20 protein-coding genes are annotated in these 18578 nt (G+C 65.4%); 8 read left to right on the forward strand and 12 right to left on the reverse strand.

The genetic code is table 11. From position 1 onward, the window contains the following. The 4 genes from era to LQ144_RS15765 form a co-directional block, all read right to left on the reverse strand. The coding region (gene era / locus LQ144_RS15750; RefSeq protein ID WP_230119645.1) for a GTPase Era at positions 1-890 on the reverse strand (890 nt) is incomplete at its 3' end. Next, complete coding sequence (locus tag LQ144_RS15755) at positions 874-2217, reverse strand: hemolysin family protein (protein ID WP_230119646.1); 1344 nt, start codon at positions 2215-2217, stop codon at positions 874-876. The genes LQ144_RS15755 and era, both read right to left, overlap by 17 nt. Next, positions 2214-2687, reverse strand: a complete 474-nt coding sequence (gene ybeY, locus LQ144_RS15760; protein ID WP_230119647.1) for an rRNA maturation RNase YbeY — start codon at positions 2685-2687, stop codon at positions 2214-2216. The genes LQ144_RS15755 and ybeY overlap by 4 nt, the downstream gene beginning before the upstream one ends. Then, positions 2684-3772 carry a PhoH family protein gene (locus tag LQ144_RS15765; RefSeq protein ID WP_230119648.1) on the reverse strand — a complete coding sequence of 363 codons (1089 nt, stop codon included), beginning with the start codon at positions 3770-3772 and terminating at the stop codon, positions 2684-2686. Before LQ144_RS15765 ends, ybeY begins: the two co-directional genes overlap by 4 nt. A gap of 387 nt (positions 3773-4159) precedes the next feature. Here LQ144_RS15765 and LQ144_RS15770 point away from each other — a divergent pair, with 387 nt between their 5' ends. Beyond that, positions 4160-5074 (forward strand): GerMN domain-containing protein, encoded by a 915-nt coding sequence (locus LQ144_RS15770; RefSeq protein WP_230119649.1) that lies wholly within the window; start codon positions 4160-4162, stop codon positions 5072-5074. Positions 5075-5128: 54 nt separating this feature from the next. Here LQ144_RS15770 and LQ144_RS15775 read toward each other — a convergent pair whose 3' ends face one another. From LQ144_RS15775 to hrcA, 3 genes are read right to left on the reverse strand one after another with little or no spacing between them, the layout of a single operon-like run. Beyond that, positions 5129-5899, reverse strand: a complete 771-nt coding sequence (locus LQ144_RS15775; protein ID WP_230119650.1) for a 16S rRNA (uracil(1498)-N(3))-methyltransferase — start codon at positions 5897-5899, stop codon at positions 5129-5131. A gap of 2 nt (positions 5900-5901) precedes the next feature. Further along, complete coding sequence (gene dnaJ, locus LQ144_RS15780; protein ID WP_230119651.1) at positions 5902-7029, reverse strand: molecular chaperone DnaJ; 1128 nt, start codon at positions 7027-7029, stop codon at positions 5902-5904. A 58-nt stretch (positions 7030-7087) separates the two neighbouring features. Beyond that, on the reverse strand, positions 7088-8101 hold the full coding sequence (gene hrcA / locus LQ144_RS15785) for a heat-inducible transcriptional repressor HrcA (protein WP_230119652.1): 1014 nt from the start codon (positions 8099-8101) through the stop codon (positions 7088-7090). Positions 8102-8313: 212 nt separating this feature from the next. Between hrcA and LQ144_RS15790 the strand changes: the two genes are divergently transcribed. Continuing rightward, the gene (locus LQ144_RS15790; RefSeq protein ID WP_230119653.1) at positions 8314-9168 is read left to right on the forward strand and encodes a DUF3097 domain-containing protein; all 855 of its coding nucleotides are present in this window, start codon (positions 8314-8316) and stop codon (positions 9166-9168) included. 53 nt (positions 9169-9221) lie between these two features. Here LQ144_RS15790 and LQ144_RS15795 read toward each other — a convergent pair whose 3' ends face one another. Continuing rightward, positions 9222-10166, reverse strand: a complete 945-nt coding sequence (locus LQ144_RS15795; RefSeq protein ID WP_230119654.1) for an alpha/beta fold hydrolase — start codon at positions 10164-10166, stop codon at positions 9222-9224. Positions 10167-10303: 137 nt separating this feature from the next. Between LQ144_RS15795 and LQ144_RS15800 the strand changes: the two genes are divergently transcribed. The 4 genes from LQ144_RS15800 (at position 10304) to LQ144_RS15815 (ending at position 12917) form a co-directional block, all read left to right on the forward strand. Then, entirely contained in the window at positions 10304-11128 is an 825-nt protein-coding gene (locus LQ144_RS15800; protein WP_230119655.1) for an SDR family NAD(P)-dependent oxidoreductase, read from the forward strand. A 94-nt stretch (positions 11129-11222) separates the two neighbouring features. Next, positions 11223-11732: a hypothetical protein gene (locus tag LQ144_RS15805; protein ID WP_230119656.1), complete on the forward strand. Its 510-nt coding sequence runs from the start codon at positions 11223-11225 to the stop codon at positions 11730-11732. Positions 11733-12067: 335 nt separating this feature from the next. Continuing rightward, on the forward strand, positions 12068-12505 hold the full coding sequence (locus LQ144_RS15810) for a helix-turn-helix transcriptional regulator (RefSeq protein WP_230119657.1): 438 nt from the start codon (positions 12068-12070) through the stop codon (positions 12503-12505). Between the two features lie 10 nt (positions 12506-12515). After that, the gene (locus LQ144_RS15815; RefSeq protein ID WP_230119658.1) at positions 12516-12917 is read left to right on the forward strand and encodes a VOC family protein; all 402 of its coding nucleotides are present in this window, start codon (positions 12516-12518) and stop codon (positions 12915-12917) included. A gap of 202 nt (positions 12918-13119) precedes the next feature. On the opposite strand, the gene LQ144_RS15820 is transcribed toward LQ144_RS15815, so the two are convergent. Both LQ144_RS15820 and LQ144_RS15825 read right to left on the reverse strand, forming a co-directional pair. Continuing rightward, the gene (locus LQ144_RS15820; RefSeq protein ID WP_230119659.1) at positions 13120-13395 is read right to left on the reverse strand and encodes a helix-turn-helix transcriptional regulator; all 276 of its coding nucleotides are present in this window, start codon (positions 13393-13395) and stop codon (positions 13120-13122) included. Then, positions 13395-13892, reverse strand: coding sequence for a DUF2975 domain-containing protein (locus LQ144_RS15825; RefSeq protein ID WP_230119660.1), 498 nt, complete (start codon positions 13890-13892; stop codon positions 13395-13397). Before LQ144_RS15825 ends, LQ144_RS15820 begins: the two co-directional genes overlap by 1 nt. 211 nt (positions 13893-14103) lie before the next feature. Here LQ144_RS15825 and LQ144_RS15830 point away from each other — a divergent pair, with 211 nt between their 5' ends. Beyond that, on the forward strand, positions 14104-14613 hold the full coding sequence (locus tag LQ144_RS15830) for a DUF664 domain-containing protein (RefSeq protein WP_230119661.1): 510 nt from the start codon (positions 14104-14106) through the stop codon (positions 14611-14613). 177 nt (positions 14614-14790) lie between these two features. Then, a complete protein-coding gene (locus LQ144_RS15835) occupies positions 14791-15210 on the forward strand; it encodes a DUF4870 domain-containing protein (protein ID WP_230119662.1) in 420 nt (139 codons plus the stop codon). Positions 15211-15306: 96 nt separating this feature from the next. Here the strand turns inward: LQ144_RS15835 and hemW are convergent, their stop codons facing one another. Continuing rightward, complete coding sequence (gene hemW / locus LQ144_RS15840) at positions 15307-16536, reverse strand: radical SAM family heme chaperone HemW (RefSeq protein WP_230119663.1); 1230 nt, start codon at positions 16534-16536, stop codon at positions 15307-15309. Positions 16537-16572: 36 nt separating this feature from the next. Next, positions 16573-18426, reverse strand: a complete 1854-nt coding sequence (gene lepA, locus LQ144_RS15845) for a translation elongation factor 4 (RefSeq protein ID WP_230119664.1) — start codon at positions 18424-18426, stop codon at positions 16573-16575. Between the last annotated feature and the right edge of the window lie 152 nt (positions 18427-18578).

Below are 18578 nucleotides of genomic sequence, written 5' to 3' on the forward strand. Positions count from 1 at the left end.
CGGTAAATCCGGGCGCCGAGCAGCGCCTCAATCCCCTTGCGGGCGTTGGTCCCGACCTCCCGGAGCCGGGCGCCGCCCTTGCCGATGATGATGGCCTTCTGGGACGGCCTCTCCACGTACAGATTGACGCGGACATCGAGGAACGGCCGGTCTTCGGGGCGTCCTTCACGCGGAACGATCTCGTCAACGACCACTGCCAGGGAATGCGGCAATTCGTCGCGGACGCCTTCGAGCGCCGCTTCCCGGATGAGTTCGGCGATCATCACGGCCTCCGGTTCGTCCGTCAGGTGGCCGTCCGGATAGAGCGGCGGCGACGACGGCATATGGCTGATCAGGACGTCGGCCACGGTTTCGACCTGGAAGCCGTCGGTGGCCGAGACCGGGACGATGTCCTTCCAGCCGTCCTCGCCGAGGACCTCACGGCCCAGGGCGGCGACGGCCAGCAACTGCTCGGTCAGGGCCTGGCGGTCCACGGTGTCGGCCTTGGTCACGATCGCGATGATGGGCTTGTTGCCGACGGCGGCGAGCTGGGCGGCGATGAACTTGTCGCCCGGGCCGATCTTCTCGTTGGCCGGCAGGCAGAAACCGATCGCATCGACCTCGGCGAGGGTGTCGGCGACGAGTTCGTTGAGGCGCTTGCCAAGCAAGGTGCGCGGACGGTGCAGGCCCGGCGTGTCCACCAGTATCAGCTGGGCGTCATCGCGGTGGACGATGCCCCTGATCGTGTGGCGGGTGGTCTGCGGCTTGGCGGAGGTGATGGCGACTTTCTTGCCTACCAGCGCGTTGGTCAGCGTTGATTTTCCGGCGTTCGGCCGGCCTACCAGAACCGAGAACCCGGCGTGGAAACCGCCGGAGGGTGCGCCGCCGTCGGCCTTATTCTGCTTGCTCACGTGGAACTCCCTGTTGCAATGGTTCTGCCTTGTCGAGAAGGTCTTCAAGGTCAGTATCGTTCGGAACGGCGCCTTTTGGAACGGCGGCCGCAATGATGTGGCTGACGCGGTTTCGGCGGCCTTCCAGCCGCTCCGCCCGGAGCGAGACGCCGTCGACTTCCACGGTGCTGCCGACGATCGGGACGCGGCCCAGGGCCTTGGCCAGCAGGCCGCCCACGGTGTCCACTTCGTCGTCGTCGAGTTCGAGGTCGAAGAGCTCGCCGAGATCGTCGATGCTCATCCGGGCGCTGACCCGGTACGTGCCGTCGCCGAGGTCCACGACTTCGGCGCTTTCGGTGTCGTATTCGTCCACGATCTCGCCGACAAGCTCTTCAATCAGGTCTTCGAGCGTGACAAGGCCGGCCGTTCCGCCGTACTCGTCGATGACGATGGCAACGTGCGTGGACTCCTTCTGCAGCTCCCGCAGGAGGTCGCTCACGGGCTTGGAGTCGGGGACGTACCGGACCTCACGGGCCAGCGCGTCCACCAGTGGCGGTTCCTCTTCCGGGGCCAGGGCGTGGATGGCGGCTGCCACGTCCTTCAGATAGATGATGCCCAGGATCTGGTCGGTATTTTCTCCGATGACGGGAATCCGAGAGTATCCGGAACGGAGGAACAGCGACATCGCCCGGTGCAGGGTGGAGCCGGCGTCGATGCTCAGGATGTCGGTGCGCGGCACCATGACGGCGCGGACCAGGGTGTCCCCGAAATCGAAGACGGACTGGATGAGTTCGGCTTCGTTGTCCTCGATCATGTCCGACTCGGTGGCCCGGTCCACGAGCTCACGGAACTCTTCTTCGCTGAAGAACGCCTCGTCTCCCCCGGGCGCGCCGGGGGCCACAGCACTGCCTAGCCTGACGAGCCAGGCAGGAATGGGCCCGAGCACCCAAGCGAGGAACCTGATCAGCGGCGCTGAATACAGCACCACTCCGGCCGAGTGCGTGCGTCCCAGCTGCCGCGGAGAGACGCCGACGATCACGAAGCCGAGAACTGCCATGATGCCTGTCGCGGCCAGTCCGGCGAGCCAGACGTTGTCCAGCAGGCTGTAAAGCAGCACCGCAACCGCAACAGCAGAGGCCGTTTCGAACCAGATGCGCCAGAACCGGAGTGCGCGCATGTGCGTCATGGGCTGGTCCAGGATCCGGCGGAGCGCGGTGCCGCGGCTCTTCAGAAGTGCTTGTTCGCCATCATGGCGCGGAAGGAAACTGAACGCCGCCTCGGCGGCCGTCAGCAGTGCTGCGGCAGCGAGGAACACCAGCGCCATGCAGACAAGGAGCAGGGATATCACTTGATGGTCTCGGACGGAGCTTCTTTGCCGGTGAACGTCGCGAGCAGCTCACGCTGCAAGCCGAACATCTCTTCTTTTTCTTCCGGTTCCGCGTGGTCATAGCCAAGCAGGTGCAGGATCCCGTGCGTGGCGAGCAGCAGCATCTCGTCCTGGGTGGAGTGGCCGGCGTTGCGTGCCTGGACCTCTGCAACCTGGGGACAGATGGCGATGTCGCCCAGCATCCCCTGGGGCGTGGGCTTGTCCGGCGTGCCAGGCGTCAGTTCGTCCATCGGGACGGAGAGCACGTCCGTGGAGCCGGGCTCGTCCATGAGCTCGATGTGGAGTTTCTCCATGGCGGGCTCATCCACGAGCAGTATGGAGAGCTCGGCCTGGGGATGGATGTACAGCTGCTCGAAGATGAACCGGGACAGCGCCACGAGCTGGGCCTCGTCCACCTGGACGCCGGATTCGTTGTTTACTTCGATGCTCATGCGTGTTCTCCCCGCCGCTCCCGGGGAACGGAATGCTTGACCCGGTTTCGCTGCACTTCATCCCAGATGCTGTAGGCGTTGACGATGTCGCCGACCAGCCGGTGGCGCACCACGTCCGCCGCGTCCAGAACGGTAAAGTTGACATCGTCTATGCCCTGCAGGATCTCTTCGACAATCCGCAGTCCGGAGCGCGTTCCGAACGGCAGGTCCACCTGGGTGACGTCACCCGTGACCACCATCTTCGACCCGAAGCCAAGCCGGGTGAGGAACATCTTCATTTGTTCGGGAGTCGTGTTCTGGGCCTCATCCAGGATGATGAAGGCGTCGTTGAGCGTACGGCCCCTCATATAGGCAAGGGGGGCAACCTCGATGGTTCCCGCCGCCATGAGCCGCGGGATGGATTCGGGATCAATCATGTCGTGCAGGGCGTCGTACAGCGGCCTGAGGTAGGGATCGATCTTGTCGCTGAGCGTGCCTGGCAGGAACCCTAGCCGCTCGCCGGCTTCCACTGCCGGGCGCGTGAGGATGATCCGGCTGACTTCCTTTTGCTGCAGCGCCTGCACGGCCTTGGCCATCGCCAGGTAAGTCTTTCCCGTACCGGCCGGGCCGATGCCGAAGATCACCGTGTTGGTGTCGATGGCGTCCACGTAGTTCTTCTGGTTCAGCGTCTTGGGCCGGATGGTTTTGCCGCGGCTGGACAGAATGTCGTGGGTCAAGACGTCCACCGGGTTCTGCAGCGACTGGCTGCGCAGCAGAAGGACGAGCTGCTGGAGCACGGCAGGAGTGATCACCGTGCTGCGGGCCACAAGACCGCGCACTTCGTGAAGCAGCCGCATGATGCGCGGAACGTCGGCGGCAGGCCCGCTGATGGAGAGCTCGTTGCCCCGGACGTGGAAACTCACGGCCGGGTACTGCTCTTCGATGAAGCGGAGGGCCTCGTCGTGGCTGCCGAGGGACTGAACCATCTGATCAGAGTTGTCGAAGATGACCACCTCCGTCCGGACACCGGGCAGGGTATGCGGGAAGTCACCTGTGGTGCGGTCCCCGGTGTTGAGGCGGCGCTTTCCGTTTGCTGATTCAGTCATGGTGCTGGCCCGCAGGCCTCTGGTTCCCTCCAGTTCGAAATAACCCTTCTGAGTCCTTCCATCTTACGCCAGCGTGCGGGTGCCCTCACCGTCCGGTGCAGCGACAGCGGCAGCCTTTTCGGTAAGGGGGTTCCCGCATTTAGGTATCAACTTTGCATCGGCCTCATATCGTTCCCGTTGCAGTTCCGGCCCCGGCGGGCAAAGGCGCCCTGCGCCCGGGGGCCTTGTGCAATGCTGGAATGACAGACGGCGGGCATTGGTTCCGCCTGCCCGCAGCCGCCGGCGACACCCGTTGCCGGCCGCCCTCGTCGGGCAACCTACCGGCCATTCGAAGGGATCAGGGACATCAGGGAGCCAGGAACCACCGGCCCGAAAGCAGCAGCGCGGATGCGTTCCGCGCTGGCGCTTGGGCTGCTTCCTGCCGCTTTGCTCCTGTCGGGGTGCGTCGCCGACCCTGATCCCGCGGTCACATCATCGAACGTTCCCTCCCAGTCGCTGAAGGCGGCGGGCACGGACGGCGTTCCCACCACCAGCGCCCCGTTGGAAACGATGCAGTCCTCCAACAAGGCGCCGGTCTACTGGATTGGGCGGAGCAACACCAACACCTTCCTGTACCGGGAGTTCCGGGATGTGCCGGACGAGGAAAACCCCATCACGCGGGCACTCCGGGCCATGATGTCCGAAACTCCGCTTGATCCGGACTTCTTTACGCCCTGGCAAAACCCCAAGAGCCTGGCCACGTCCATCTCCGGCACGAACGTGATCACCGTGGACGTTTCCGCCGACGCGTTCAACAGCAATCTCGACGCCGACATGGCGCAGCGGGCCATCCAGCAACTCGTGTACACCGCGACGGCTGCCGGGGCGAGCTCCGGCCTGATCGACGCCGGCCAGCAGATTGAAGTGGTGATCCTTGTGGATGGCCACACCGATTACCTGGCGTTCAAGCACGTCAAGCTTGGCGCCCCCATGGCACGCAGTGCCGGGATGGTGGCCCCGGTGTGGATCATTGACCCCCAGGAGGGGGTGGACGTCGCCGACGGCCGCGTCAAGATCAACGGCCGCAGCACGGTTCCCGGTGGCAAGCTGCGCTGGCAGATCCTGAAGGTGCAGGAGAACGGCGACAAGGAGAAGTACCTTAACGGCGAGGCCACCGCGGCCGCGGCGGCGGATGCTTCAGGAGTCTTCGGCCTGACGGTCAACCTGGCCCCGGGAAACTACGAGATCCGCGTCTCGCAGATCGATCGCAGGCAGGCAGACGACGAACTCAACGTGGACACCCGGGGCTTCGCGGTCCGCTGACAGCTGCTGCCGGACAGCGCCTGCTGCCGGATCGCGTGTACTACCTGACCGCCGCTACCAGCGGCCCAAAACATCACTTGCGATGACGACGCCGGCCGGCCCGGCCGTGGATGACCGCAGCACGTGCGGTCCCAGGAGAGCGGTCACGGCGCCGGCGCTGCACAGTTTGGTGACTTCGCGCGGGCTGATGCCCCCTTCGGGCCCTACGATCAGGAGTATCTCCTGAGGGCCATCCGCCGGCAGGCCGGCCGCACGCCAGGCCTCCAGCACCCCGCGCAGTGGCTTCACCGCATCTTCGTGGAGGATCACAGCAAGGGCGGCTTCGGCCACATGCGCGGCCAGTCCCTGGGTGTCGACGGCGGCACGCACCTCCGGGATCCAGGCCCGCCGTGCCTGCTTGGCGGCGGCGGACACGGCGGACTGCCACTTGGCGTGGGCCTTGGCCGCCCGCTCGGCCTTCCACCTCACGATCGAACGTTCCGACTGCCACGGGACGACTGCGTCGATGCCAAGCTCCGTGGACGTCTCGATCGCCAGTTCGTCACGGTCGCCCTTGGCAAGGGCCTGGACCAGCACCAGGCGAACGCCGGGCCGGTCTTCAATCGTGACGGAAGAACACTCCACGGTCAGTTCTCCCGGCGCTACTCGCTCCACTGTCCCGGTGAGGCGCCGGCCGGCACCGTCGGCGATGTCGACCGCCTCCCCCACGGCCAGCCGTTTGACTGTCACGGCGTGCCGCGCTTCCGCTCCGTCCAGCACGAACAGCGAGCCGGGATGGGCGCCGTCGAGCGTTCCGGCGGCGGTGAAAAATACGGGGTTGCTCACCGCTACAGGTTACCGAGGCGGTCCCGCAGCTTCGCGAAGACGCCGCCGCTGGCGGCGAGCTTGCCCTCGGAGAACTGCTCGCCGCGGAGCTTGGCCAGCTGACGCATCAGGTCTTCCTGGGCCGGATCGAGCTTGGATGGCGTCTCGACCTGCAGGTGCACCTTGAGGTCGCCGCGGCCGTAGCCCCGGAGGTGCGTGACCCCGAGGCCGCGGAGGGTGATGATCTCGCCGGACTGGGTACCCGCCTTGACGTCGATTTCCTGCTTTCCGTCGAAGGTGTCCAGGCTCATCTCTGTGCCCAGGGCCGCAGCCGTCATGGGGATGTTGAACGTGGCGTGGAGGTCGTCGCCGTCGCGGACGTAGGTGGGGTCGTTGTTGACCCGGATTTCCACGTAGAGGTCGCCGGAAGGACCGCCGGCCGGGCCGGCTTCGCCCTGCCCGGAAAGCTGGATGCGCGTGCCGGTGGCGACGCCCGCAGGAACCTTGATGGTCAGCGACCGGCGGCTGCGGATGCGGCCCTGGCCGTTGCACTCGTTGCAAGGGTCCTTGATGACGGTGCCAAAGCCTTCGCAGGAACCACAGGGGGCCGTCGTCATGACCTGGCCGAGGATGGAGCGCACTGCGCGCTGGACCTGGCCGCTGCCGCCGCAGATGTCGCAGCGTTCAGGGTGTGTGCCTTCGCGGCAGCAGGAACCCTCGCAGGTGGGGCAGGTGACGGCAGTGTCGACTTCCAGCTTCTTGTTGGCGCCGAAGACTGCGTCACGCAGGTCGATCCGAACGCTGATGAGGGCGTCCTGTCCCCTGCGCACCCGGGAAGCCGGGCCCGAGGTTCCGCCGGCTCCGAAGAAGGTGTCGAATATATCCTGGAACGCGAAGCCCTGGCCGGCGTAATTGCCGCCGCCGAAGCCGTTGTCCGTGCCATTCTCGTTGCCCGTGGTGTCATAGACCCTGCGCTTCTGCGGGTCGGACAGCACTTCGTAGGCGTGGGTGACGGCCTTGAACCGTTCCGAGGCGTCCTCCCCCGGGTTGACGTCCGGGTGCAGGGTGCGGGCCAGCTTGCGGTAGGCCTTTTTGATCTCTTCTCCGGTGGCTTCCGGGGAGACTCCAAGAACGTCGTAGTGGCTGCTCAAAGTTCGTATCTCTTCCTGGTTGTGTTGCCTGGGGTGCGGGGTTCACTGGGCCGTGGGGTCACGGTCCGAGAATCCTCGAAAGGTAGCGGGCCACCGCACGGACGGCGGCCATGGTGGTGGGATAGTCCATCCGGGTGGGCCCAAGGATGCCGATCTTCGCGGTGGCGTCCGGTCCGTAGCCGGTGGCAACCACCGACGCCTCCGCGAGTCCGTCGTAAGGGTTCTCCCTGCCGATGCTCACGGCCACTCCGCGGGGGTCCTGCGCCATGTCGCTGAGGAGGCGCAGCATGACCACCTGCTCCTCGAGGGCCTCGAGAACGGGTCCGATGCTGAGCGGGAAGTCCACGTTGGACCTGGCCAGGTTCGCGGTGCCGGCCATGACCATCCGGTCTTCCCTGCTGCTGTGCGCGAGCCCTTCCAGGGCCTTGCTCAGGGCGACGGCGGCCGGACGCTCCGCCGGAGCGCAGCCCGCCACGACAGCGGCGAGGTGGTGCGGCAGCATGGTCAGTGCTGTGCCTGCGACGCCCGTGAGGAACCGGGTCCGCAGCGCGGTCAGCGTGTCGTCGCCGAGTTCCTGGCCGACGTCGATGACCCGCTGCTCGACCTTCCCGGAGTCGGCGATCAGCACGATGAGGACCTTCCGGGGGGCGAGCTGCACAAATTCAATGTGCCGCAGCACGGCGCGGCTCAGGTGCGGGTACTGCACGACGGCGACCTGGTTGGTCAGTTGCGCGAGGAGCCTTACCGTCCGGTCCAGGACGTCGTCGAGGTCGTCGGCCCCCTCCAGCAGTGACTGGATGGCCCGGCGCTCGGCCTGAGACAGAGGTTTGACGGCCGAAATCTGGTCCACGAAGAGCCGGTAGCCCTTGTCGGTGGGAATCCTGCCGGCGCTGGTGTGCGGAGCGGTGATGAGCCCCTCGTCTTCGAGCGCCGCCATGTCATTGCGGATGGTGGCGCTTGAGACCCCAAGATGGTGGCGCTCGACGAGGGCTTTCGATCCCACGGGCTCCCGGGAATGGACATAGTCCTCGACAATGGCGCGCAGCACCTCGAGCTTGCGTGGCTCGCTCACAGTCCACCTCCGATCGACCGTTACTGGGCAGGGGCAGGGGGCGCCCGACAAACCCATCGTTAGCACTCGACATGCCTAAGTGCTAACAAGTCTAATATGAGACCGCCCGTTGTTAGCATTGGTACCGCTCCGGGCGAAATTCCGGGCAGATTCCGCCGGAGGCCGGTTCCAGGCCCGTGGCGGCAACTTCCTAGTGCAAAGCGGTGTGAACTATGCATTACCAGACCTGGGGCCCGCAGGACATTGCAGCGCCCGCCAAGAACGATTTGCCGGAGGTCCCGGTCGAGCGCGGAATGGTGCTGGAAGACGTCCAGTCCGGCTGGGTCGGGGCGGTGACGCGAGTGGAGAAGTCCGGCGGCATGCACGTCGTGGCGCTCGAGGACCGCCGCGGCAAGTCACGGTCCTTCAGGCTCGGGTTCGGGTTCCTGCTGGAGGGCAGGCCCATCCGGCTAATGCCGCCGGCACCGGCGGCCAAACGCGCAGGTTCCGCCACGGCCGCCCGCACGGCTTCGGGTTCGGTCCGGGTGGAGGGCCAGCGTGCCCAGGTTGCCAAGGCCAGCCGCATCTGGGTGGAAGGCAAGCACGACGCCGAACTGGTGGAAAAAGTCTGGGGCGACGACCTCCGGGTGGAGGGAATCGTCGTCGAGCCCCTGCACGGCATCGACGACCTGGCCGGCGCGGTTGCCGCGTTCCGCCCAGGTCCCGGGCGGAGGCTGGGGGTCCTTGTGGACCACCTCGTCTCGGATTCCAAGGAGTCCAGGATCGCAGAAGCCGTCATGGCCTCGCCCGGTGCGGCCGGGAACGTGCTCATTGTGGGCCACCCGTACGTGGATGTCTGGCAGGCCATCAGGCCGTCCGTCCTGGGCATCGCGCAGTGGCCGGTGGTCCCCAGGGGCACCGACTGGAAGACCGGGATCCTCACGGCCTTCGGCTGGCCGCACTCCACGAAGGAAGACATCGGCCTGGGCTGGCAAAAGCTCCTCGGTGCGGTCCGGACCTACGCCGATCTGGAACCGGCCCTGCTGGGCCGGGTGGAAGAGGTCATCGACTTCCTTACGGTGCCCTAGGGACCTGCCGGGACCGCCGATTTCGACGCCCGGCCCCATCCAAAGACCGTTTATTACCCGGCCGCGATCTCTTCGACAGCCTGGGCTAGAGCCTTCATGGATTCAGGACCACCATGCCCCTCGCCCTCGACGATGACGAGATGGCTGCCTTTCCAGCGCTGGTGAAGCTTCCAGGCGGTGATGACAGGGCCGCTGATGTCCCGGCGACCATGAATGAGGTAGCCGGGAATTCCGTCGAGCTCATGAACCCGCCGCATGATTTCCTGCCCTTCAGCCAGGAATCCGTCGTTGGACCAATAGTGGGTGACCAGCAGCGCGAACGTCATGCGCTCGCGCTCGTCGTCGAACATGGGGCCAGGCTGCCAGTACGGGTCCAGGGAAATGTGCGTGGACTCCCAGCGCTCCCAGGCCAAGGCGGCGGACCGGGCATCGTCGCGGTCCACACCGGCCAGCCGGCGGGCGTAGGCATCCACTACACGTTCGCCCGGGTTTGCCTTGGCGGCATGTGCGAAGTCCTCCCAGGCTTCGGGGAAGATACGTCCGACGCCGTCGGTGATCCACCCCACCTCGTCGCGGCTTGTCGCTGTGACCGCCACCAATCCGATGCCAAGTACCCGATCAGGATGCCTGAGCGCGTAGGCGAGAGCGAGCGTGCTGCCCCACGAGACGCCGGTGACAATCCACTTCTGGATTCCGAGGTGCCCGCGCACCGCTTCGATGTCGTCGAGCAGGGCCTGCGTGGTGTTCTGGGACAGGCGGCCGAGGTCGTCCTGGACTGTCGGAAGGCTTTTTCCGCACCCGCGCTGGTCCAAACCTATGGTCCAAAACCGGGCCGGGTCGTGTCGCTTCCGGTAGCCCCCTTTGCCAAGGGAGCCGCCTGGGCCTCCGTGCAGGTACAGGACCGGCACACCTTTGGGATCCCCTGTGCCTTCCCAGTAGATCTTCGCGTGGGGTACGTCCACCCAGCCGTTAGTTGTCTCCGCGCCCTCATCGATCACCCGCTCAACGATATGGGAACATTGGCGCTTGTCACGGTCGGCAGGCCATCGCAGCGAACCCTGAACGATGCCGGCCCAAGGCGCCAGCTCCGGCGTATCATGGGTCGCGGAACGGAAGGTAAGCGGGGCCGGTTAGCATGACCAACGATCACGAACGCAACGAAGCGCCGGCGGGAAACGTTGCTCTCGTGACCGGTGCAAGCCGGGGAGTCGGCCGGGGCATCGCACGTGGCCTTCTGGCAGCAGGGTTCCGCGTTTACGGCACTGGCCGCTCGATCGACCAGGCGGACCTGCCGCTGGAGATACGCCGCCTGCAATGCGATCATCTCAACGACGACGAGACTGCACGTGTGTTTGAAGCGATCCGGTCCGAGTGCGGATGCCTCGATCTCCTCGTCAACTGCGCCTGGGGCGGCTACGAGAACATGGTCGAAGGGGGCGCCTTCACGTGGGCTGCGCCGTTCTGGGATCAACCGCCGCATCGCTGGACCGGCATGATGGACGCCGGTGTGCGCGCGGCATTTGTATGTTCGTCGCACGCGGCGCGCCTAATGACGCCGCGGCACCGCGGCTTGATCATCAACATCAGCTTCTGGTCTGCGCAGCGTCACCTCGGCAACACGATCTACGGCATCGCAAAAGCAGCGACGGACAAGATGACGTCCGACATGGCCGTCGAGCTGAAACCGTTCGCTATTCCGGTAATCTCGCTCTATCCCGGCTTGGTTCGAACCGAGTCGGTCCTGGCAGCGGCGGAAAGTGGTGCGTTCGATCTCTCGACCAGCGAAAGTCCTGAGTTCATCGGCCGCGTGATCAATGCGCTGTTCCACGACCCGAAGCTGATCGCGCGGACCGGCCAGGTGCTTGTCGCCGCCGCGGTTGCGAAGGATTTCGGCGTACTGGACATCGACGGAAATTCACCGCCTGCGCTGACACTTGCGGACCTCCATGACGTTCAATAGTTTCCACGCCCCGACGCTCCAAACGCCGCAGTCCCGGCGACCGCCCGCATGAACTACATGGCCCGGCGCTGAGCCGCGGCGGTACATTGTGTGCATGGGACCTCGTGCTTCAGGCCGTCGAGATTTACTCGCTGATCGGCTCTTGGGTGTCGCGGAGTTCAGCCACGCGCACTGGTTCTTCGGCAATCTCTATGAGGCCCTCGTTAAAGTCCCGCACCGGGTCGCGGCCTCGGAAGCAAGCCGTGAACTCCCTCGGTCGCCCTTTGGATCGGGAAGCCCCGGCCGCTACTACGTGCCGATCGCCCCGATCAACGCCCCTGTGGCCATTGCTGCCCTCGTTGCAGGGTGGAATCATTCCAACAGCAGGGTCTGGCTGGTAGTGGCTGCCGCCAGCTCCACGGCCGGTGCGGCCGCTACCGCGTATCTGCTTCGGTTCATCAACCCCGACCTGTTCTTCAGTCCACAACCGCTCAGCCAGCTGCGCCGCAAACCGTTGTTGAGGCGGTGGTACAGGGTCCACGCCCTCAGGCTCACGGCCAGCGCCGTTTCCCTGGCAGCTATCCACCAGGCCCGGACAATTCAACTCAGAAGCCGCATTGGCTGACTGAGCCATCGTCGCCAATCGTCGGGCTGATCAACTTTCGGGACTTCTGTGCCGCCAATCTTAGCGACCCCTCTGGGAATGGAGGCCGGCCGGTTCTGCCCGCCTGCGCAAATGCGTAGCCGCAGGGGCAGAAAGTCAGGTAGAGATTACGCGTGCCCTGCAGACGCATGAGGCGTTGACTGTTAAGAGGGCGGAAGCAATGTTGAAGCCCTTCGGGCTCAGGCCGCCGGCGTCAGGATGGTTTCCGGGCAGGTTCGTCCGGAGCGAGACGGGCCGGCGGCGTGAGTGCCCCAAGTCGCCTACACCCTACTCCACCAATTAGCTAGACTGGCGGCATGACGCCGCAGGAACTCGCTAACCTGGCCCATCTGCGCCGGGCCCGCGACCTGATCGATCGCGAGTACGCCCGGCCCCTTGACGTGCCCACCATGGCCGCCGGCGCCCTCATGTCGCCGGCGCACTTCTCCCGCCAGTTCAAGGCCGCCTACAGCGAGACCCCGTACAACTACCTCATGACGCGGCGGATTGAGCGGGCCATGGCCCTGCTGCGCGCCGGGATGAGCGTGACCGATGCCTGCATGGAGGTCGGTTGCACCTCGCTGGGTTCCTTCAGCTCACGCTTCACCGAGATCGTGGGCATGACACCCAGCGCATACCGGGCCCGCGAACACCATGCAGTGAAGGCTATGCCGTCGTGCATCGCCAGGCAGCACACACGGCCCGATCGCAAGCCGAGCAGGATTGAAGAAGCGTCCCCGCGACCCCTGCAATAGCGTGTGAGATATGAACATTTCACTTCAGTACTCACACATCACAGTCAACGACCTCGACGAATCGCTCGCGTTCTACCGTGACGTTCTAGGCCTGGACGTGCGCAACGACGTCGGCTCCGACGGACACCGCTGGGTCACTCTCGGCAGCGCTGCCCAGCCCGATCTGGAGCTCGTGCTGTCCGTCCCGCACGCCGGCCGCTCCCGGGACGACGGCGACGCGTACCAGCAGCTGCTCACCAAGGGCGTCCTGCCCAACATCGTCTTCCGCACGGACGATCTCGACGCCACGTTCGAGGCGGTCCGGGCCGCCGGCGCGGAGGTCCTCCAGGAACCCATCGTCCAGCCATGGGGCCCGCGCGACTGTGCCTTCCGCGACCCTTCCGGCAATATGATTCGCTTCAACCAGGCCTGAATCGGGCGGGCGCGCCCCGCCCTCTCACCGCTCTGAATGCCGCTGAAGTAGTACGACGACGGGACGTCACCGTGGGCTTGAATTCGCCGGGTGCCCAGGGTGGCGTTCCGTCGCCATGACCACCTACCGTCGTGCTGCACCTTGTAAGACAGGATGATGATGCCGCTCTTGAGGACCTCCGGCAATGAATAATCTGCGCAGCTCACGATTCCGAGCTGCCACGCGCGAGCGGCCGGTCACCGCCGTCGTCTGCTGACGTCAGGTCCGCCGAATCCTCCGGTTCCCAGCGCAGCAGGTCTCCAGGCTGGCAGCCGAGCGTCTCACACAGTGCGGCGAGCGTCGTAAAGCGCACCGCTTTGGCTCGACCGTTCTTGAGCACCGCCAGGTTGGCGGGCGTGATTCCGACGCGGTCCGCGAGGGTGCCCACGGACATCTTACGTTTGGCCAGCATCACGTCGATGTCGACGACGATCGGCATCAGATCACCTCGTCCAGCTCTGTCCGCAGGTGATGCGCCTCGGCTTCGCGGGTGACCGCTTGGTCGAGCAGCGCCCGAAGCACGAGGACGATCAACGCCATCCCGGCGATCATCACGGACGCTCCGCAGATCAGGAGGACGACGCCGGGCGGAACGGCTTCACCCGGCGCGAGGATGACGGCAAGTCCGAACATGAGCAGGGAGGCGGCCGCGACTGCACCGAACACGACGTCCACGTACCGGAACGCGGCATGGGAAAACACCGTTCCCCGACCCACCATCGTCAGCAAGCGCCACACGCACAGCAGAGTGACCTGGATGGTCATGATACCCAGAACCGCTATGACGAGGAGCGGTACGCGCACACCGGCTGCCTCCGGGCCGAGTTCCTCCAGGTCGACGGCCAGTAGCGGCACCATTACGACCTGCACGAACAGCGGGCCGGCGAGCACCATCGCTAGCACCATGCGAAGCGTAAGGATGGTCAGCTTTCCCACAATGTCTCCTATTACATCGAACAACAGTGAGATTCTCTCGATAAACGGTAGGTCAAGCAAGTGAATCCCCCGCCCGAGCCGGGTCCGGCTGCAGGTCGAATCGACTGCTTCTGGCGAAACTTCGTGACGGAGCCGCGAAGCGGGGCCCTATCCGGTGATGTCGCTTCCATGCAAGCATGAGGGCACTGAAAGTGCAGAGTGAGGGGACTCGATGAAATCCAACGAACTGTTGCTGGACGCCTTCGTCCGGATCCGTGACACCGTCGCCGCCACTCTTGAAGGGGTCGACGACGAGTCCCTGGTCCGTCGGCCCGGAGGCGCCGGAAACTCGATCGCGTGGTTGATCTGGCACCTCAGCCGGGTGGAGGACGCGCAGGTCTCCTCCCCAGCCGGCCTGGAACAAGTCTGGACCTCGCAGGGGTTTGCCGCCCGGTTCGGCCTGCCGCTGCCCGAACGTGACACCGGCTACGGCCATTCGACCGGCCAGGTCGATGCGGTGCAGGCGACGCCGGAGCTGTTGCTCGAGTACCACGAGGCCGTTCACCGGCAGACCGCGGAGTTCCTAAGAAGTCTCGGCGACGAGGATCTCGACCGCATCGTTGACAGGCGCTGGGACCCGCCCGTCACTCTTGGTGTGCGGCTGGTCAGCACGATTGCCGATTGCCTCCAGCACGTGGGGCAGGCCGCCTACGCCAAAGGGTTGAACGCCGCTCACGGCTAGAGGAACAGTCGCGCTTGGCTTGGCCTGGCGACGGCCCTGCTGGGCGGTCGTCCATTCCGCGCCGGACCCAGTATTCTTGGAAAGGCGCCTTTGCGCTGCCGCCGTCCGGTGCCACCGGCCGGCCACAAACCTGAACCACCGGCAATATCGCACCAACGCAAGTTTAAGGAAGACACCGTGGCAGAAGACGCTCGCGACCGCAGGGAGCCCCAGTCGGGCCCGGACCTGCCCCAGTACCATGGCGTTCCTGCCAACGCGCTTCCGCTCACCGCAAGCGAGGACAGGCAGTGGGCAACACTGGCCCACTTCGGCGGCATCCTCGGCTGCGTGCCGGCGCTGCTCATCTACCTGATTTTCCGCGACCGCGGGCCGTTCACCGCCCAGGAATCCAAGGAAGCCCTAAACTTCACGCTGCCTCCCACCATCGCGGCCTTCCTGGCCAACATCCTGGTGCTGCTCCCTGTGGTGGGCAATCTGTTCGCCGTGCTCGCAACGCTGATCTGGATTGCACTTGCCTGTTTCTCGGTGTCAGCCGGCATCCACGTCAACCGGGGCCAGCCGCACCGCTACCAGTACAACCTGCGCTGGATCAAGTAGCCGCCCAGGCAGCAGCGGCCCCTGACCCCGTCCGGGGTCAGGGGCCGCTGCTTTGTTCAGCGGGTTCCGCCTTCTGGGGGTGTGGCTTCCAGCGGTTTAGTCGGGCAGGATACGGCGCACGACGGCATCAGCCAGGAGCCGGCCCTTGAGCGTCAGGATCAGCCGGCCCTTGAACGCTTCGGCGGGTGCCACGAGGCCGTCGGCAATGAGTCCGGCCACAGCGTGCTTTCCCGAGGCCGACAGCGAGCTGACCGCAAGTCCCGAGGCGAGACGGGCCTCCAGCATGACTTTTTCCACGTCGCGCGTTTCGGCGTCGAGCGTCTCGCGTCCCGCAGCAGGCGACACTGCGGCGGTCAGCCTGTTCGCATAGGCGGTGGGGTGCTTGACGTTCCACCAACGCACGCCGCCCACGTGGGAATGCGCGCCCGGTCCGATCCCCCACCAGTCGTCCCCGCGCCAGTAGGCAAGGTTGTGCCGGCACGCCTGTCCGGGAGTGGCGGACCAGTTGCTGACCTCGTACCAGTGGAGGCCGGCGTCGGAGATCATCTGGTCGGCGAGCTCATACTTGGCGGCGTGGTCGTCGTCGTCGATCCCGGGAACTTCACCCCGGCGGATCTGCGCCGCAAGCTTGGTCCCGTCCTCCACGATCAGCGCGTAGGCGCTGATGTGATCGGGCCGGTAGGACAGCGCCGTCTCCACGGAAAAGCGCCAGTCCTCCAGCGATTCACCCGGCGTGCCATAAATCAGGTCGAGGCTGACGGCGAGTCCCGCGTCCCGCGCCCACTGCACCACCAGCGGCACGCGGCTCGGTGTGTGCGTGCGGTCGAGGACCTTCAGGACGTGCGGCACGGCCGACTGCATTCCGAACGAAACCCGGGTGAAGCCGGCGTCGGCCAGGAGCTGGAGTGATTCCGGTGTGACGGAGTCCGGATTGGCCTCCGTGGTCACCTCGGCGCCGGGTTCGATGCCCCACTGGCTTACGGCAGCGCCCAGAATTCTGGCCAAATCCTCCACGGGCAGCAGCGTGGGGGTGCCCCCGCCAAAAAAGACAGTGCGGAGCTTGCGCTCCGGCAAACCGGACTCCTTCAGGGCCCGCGCGGCGAACTCCACCTCGGCAATGGCCGTCGACGCGTACGCATCCTGGGATGCCCCGCCGCCGAGCTCGGTCGCCGTGTAGGTATTGAAGTCGCAGTAGCCGCAACGGACGGCGCAGAAGGGGATATGGACGTAAAGCCCGAATCCCCGCCGGGCGGCGCCGTCGGCAGCCTGCTGCGGGAGCAGGCCGTCCGACGGCGCGGGGTCACCGAGGGGTAGAACGCTAGGCACTGGAGCAGTCTCCGGAGGTTCCGGCCACGGTCATCACTACTTCTTGGCCTTGTCCTTGGATTCGTCCGTGGTGAGAGCCGCGATGAAGGCTTCCTGCGGCACTTCCACACGGCCCACCATCTTCATGCGCTTCTTGCCTTCCTTCTGCTTTTCCAGCAGTTTGCGCTTGCGGGTGATGTCACCGCCGTAGCACTTGGCAAGGACGTCCTTGCGGATGGCGCGGATGCTTTCGCGGGCGATGATCCGGGAACCGATGGCCGCCTGGATGGGCACCTCGAACTGCTGGCGGGGAATGAGTTCGCGCAGCTTGCCGGTCATCATCACGCCGTAGGCGTACGCCTTGTCCCGGTGGGTGATGGCGCTGAAGGCATCCACCTGTTCGCCCTGGAGCATGATGTCCACCTTGACCAGATCGGCCACCTGCTCGCCGTCGGCTTTCCAGTCAAGCGAGCCGTAGCCGCGCGTCTTGGACTTGAGGATGTCGAAGAAGTCAAAGACGATTTCGGCCAACGGCAGGCGGTACCGGATTTCCACCCGGTCCTCGGAGAGGTAGTCCATGCCGCCCATGACGCCACGGCGGCTCTGGCACAGCTCCATGATGGCCCCGACAAACTCGTTCGGGGCGAGAATGGTGGCAGACACCATCGGCTCGCGGACTTCAGCGACCTTGCCGGTGGGGTATTCACTGGGATTGGTGACATGGACGACCTTCTTGTCCTCCAGTGTCACTTCGTACTCCACGTTGGGGGCAGTGGAGATCAGATCCAGCTTGTACTCGCGTTCGAGGCGCTCACGGGTGATTTCCAGGTGCAGCAGCCCCAGGAAGCCCACACGGAATCCGAAGCCCAGCGCGGCCGAGGTTTCCGGCTCATAGATCAGCGCGGCGTCGTTGAGCATCAGCTTCTCCAACGCATCGCGGAGCACCGGGTAGTCGGTGCCGTCCAGCGGATAGAGGCCGGAGAAGACCATGGGCTTGGCGTCGGCATAGCCGCTGAGGGACTCCGCGGCAGGCTTGGCCAGGTTGGTCACGGTGTCGCCGACCTTGGACTGGCGGACGTCCTTCACGCCGGTGATCAGGTAGCCCACTTCGCCGACGCCCAGGCCCTTGGAGGGTGTGGGCTCCGGGGCGCTCACGCCGATCTCGAGGAGTTCGTGGGTGGCGCGGGTGGACATCATCTGGATCCGCTCACGCGGGTGCAGCATGCCGTCAACCACGCGGACGTACGTGACGACACCGCGGTAGGTGTCGTAGACAGAGTCGAAAATCATGGCGCGGGCAGGGGCGTTGGGATCGCCTACGGGGGCGGGCAGATCTCGCACGATCTTGTCCAACAGAACCTCGACGCCAGCGCCGGTCTTGCCCGAGACACGGAGCACATCGTCCGGGTCGCCGCCGATGAGGCTGGCGAGTTCCGCCGCGTACTTCTCGGGCTGGGCCGCGGGGAGGTCGATCTTGTTGAGGACCGGAATGATGGTGAGGTTGTTCTCCATCGCCAGGTACAGGTTGGCGAGGGTCTGGGCCTCGATGCCCTGAGCCGCGTCCACGAGCAGGACTGCGCCTTCGCAGGCGGCCAGCGATCGGGAGACCTCGTAGGTGAAGTCGACGTGGCCGGGCGTGTCAATCATGTTCAGGGCGTAGCTGGTGCCCTCAACTTCCCACGGCATCCGGACAGCCTGCGACTTGATGGTGATGCCGCGCTCACGTTCGATATCCATGCGGTCCAGATACTGGGCCTTCATGTCGCGGGACTGAACGACGCCGGTGTACTGCAGCATGCGGTCGGCCAGGGTGGATTTACCGTGGTCAATGTGCGCAATGATGCAGAAGTTCCGAATGATGGCCGGATCTGTCGCGGCGGGCACCGGGGCGGTGCGGGCCATGGGAGACACGCAGGGTCCTTACTGTTGGCATTTCCGCGGCGTCATTCCGGCCGTACTCGGGCCATCCTGATGCTGCCGCATATCTGAACCTCTAGTCTCCCACGTTCGGGCCCCCCGCCGTACATTCCGCATGCCACACAGATGTGGGTGTCCTGGGCGCA

This window comes from Arthrobacter sp. Bi83, from assembly GCF_918698095.1.
In the GTDB taxonomy this organism is placed as follows: Bacteria; Actinomycetota; Actinomycetes; order Actinomycetales; family Micrococcaceae; genus Arthrobacter.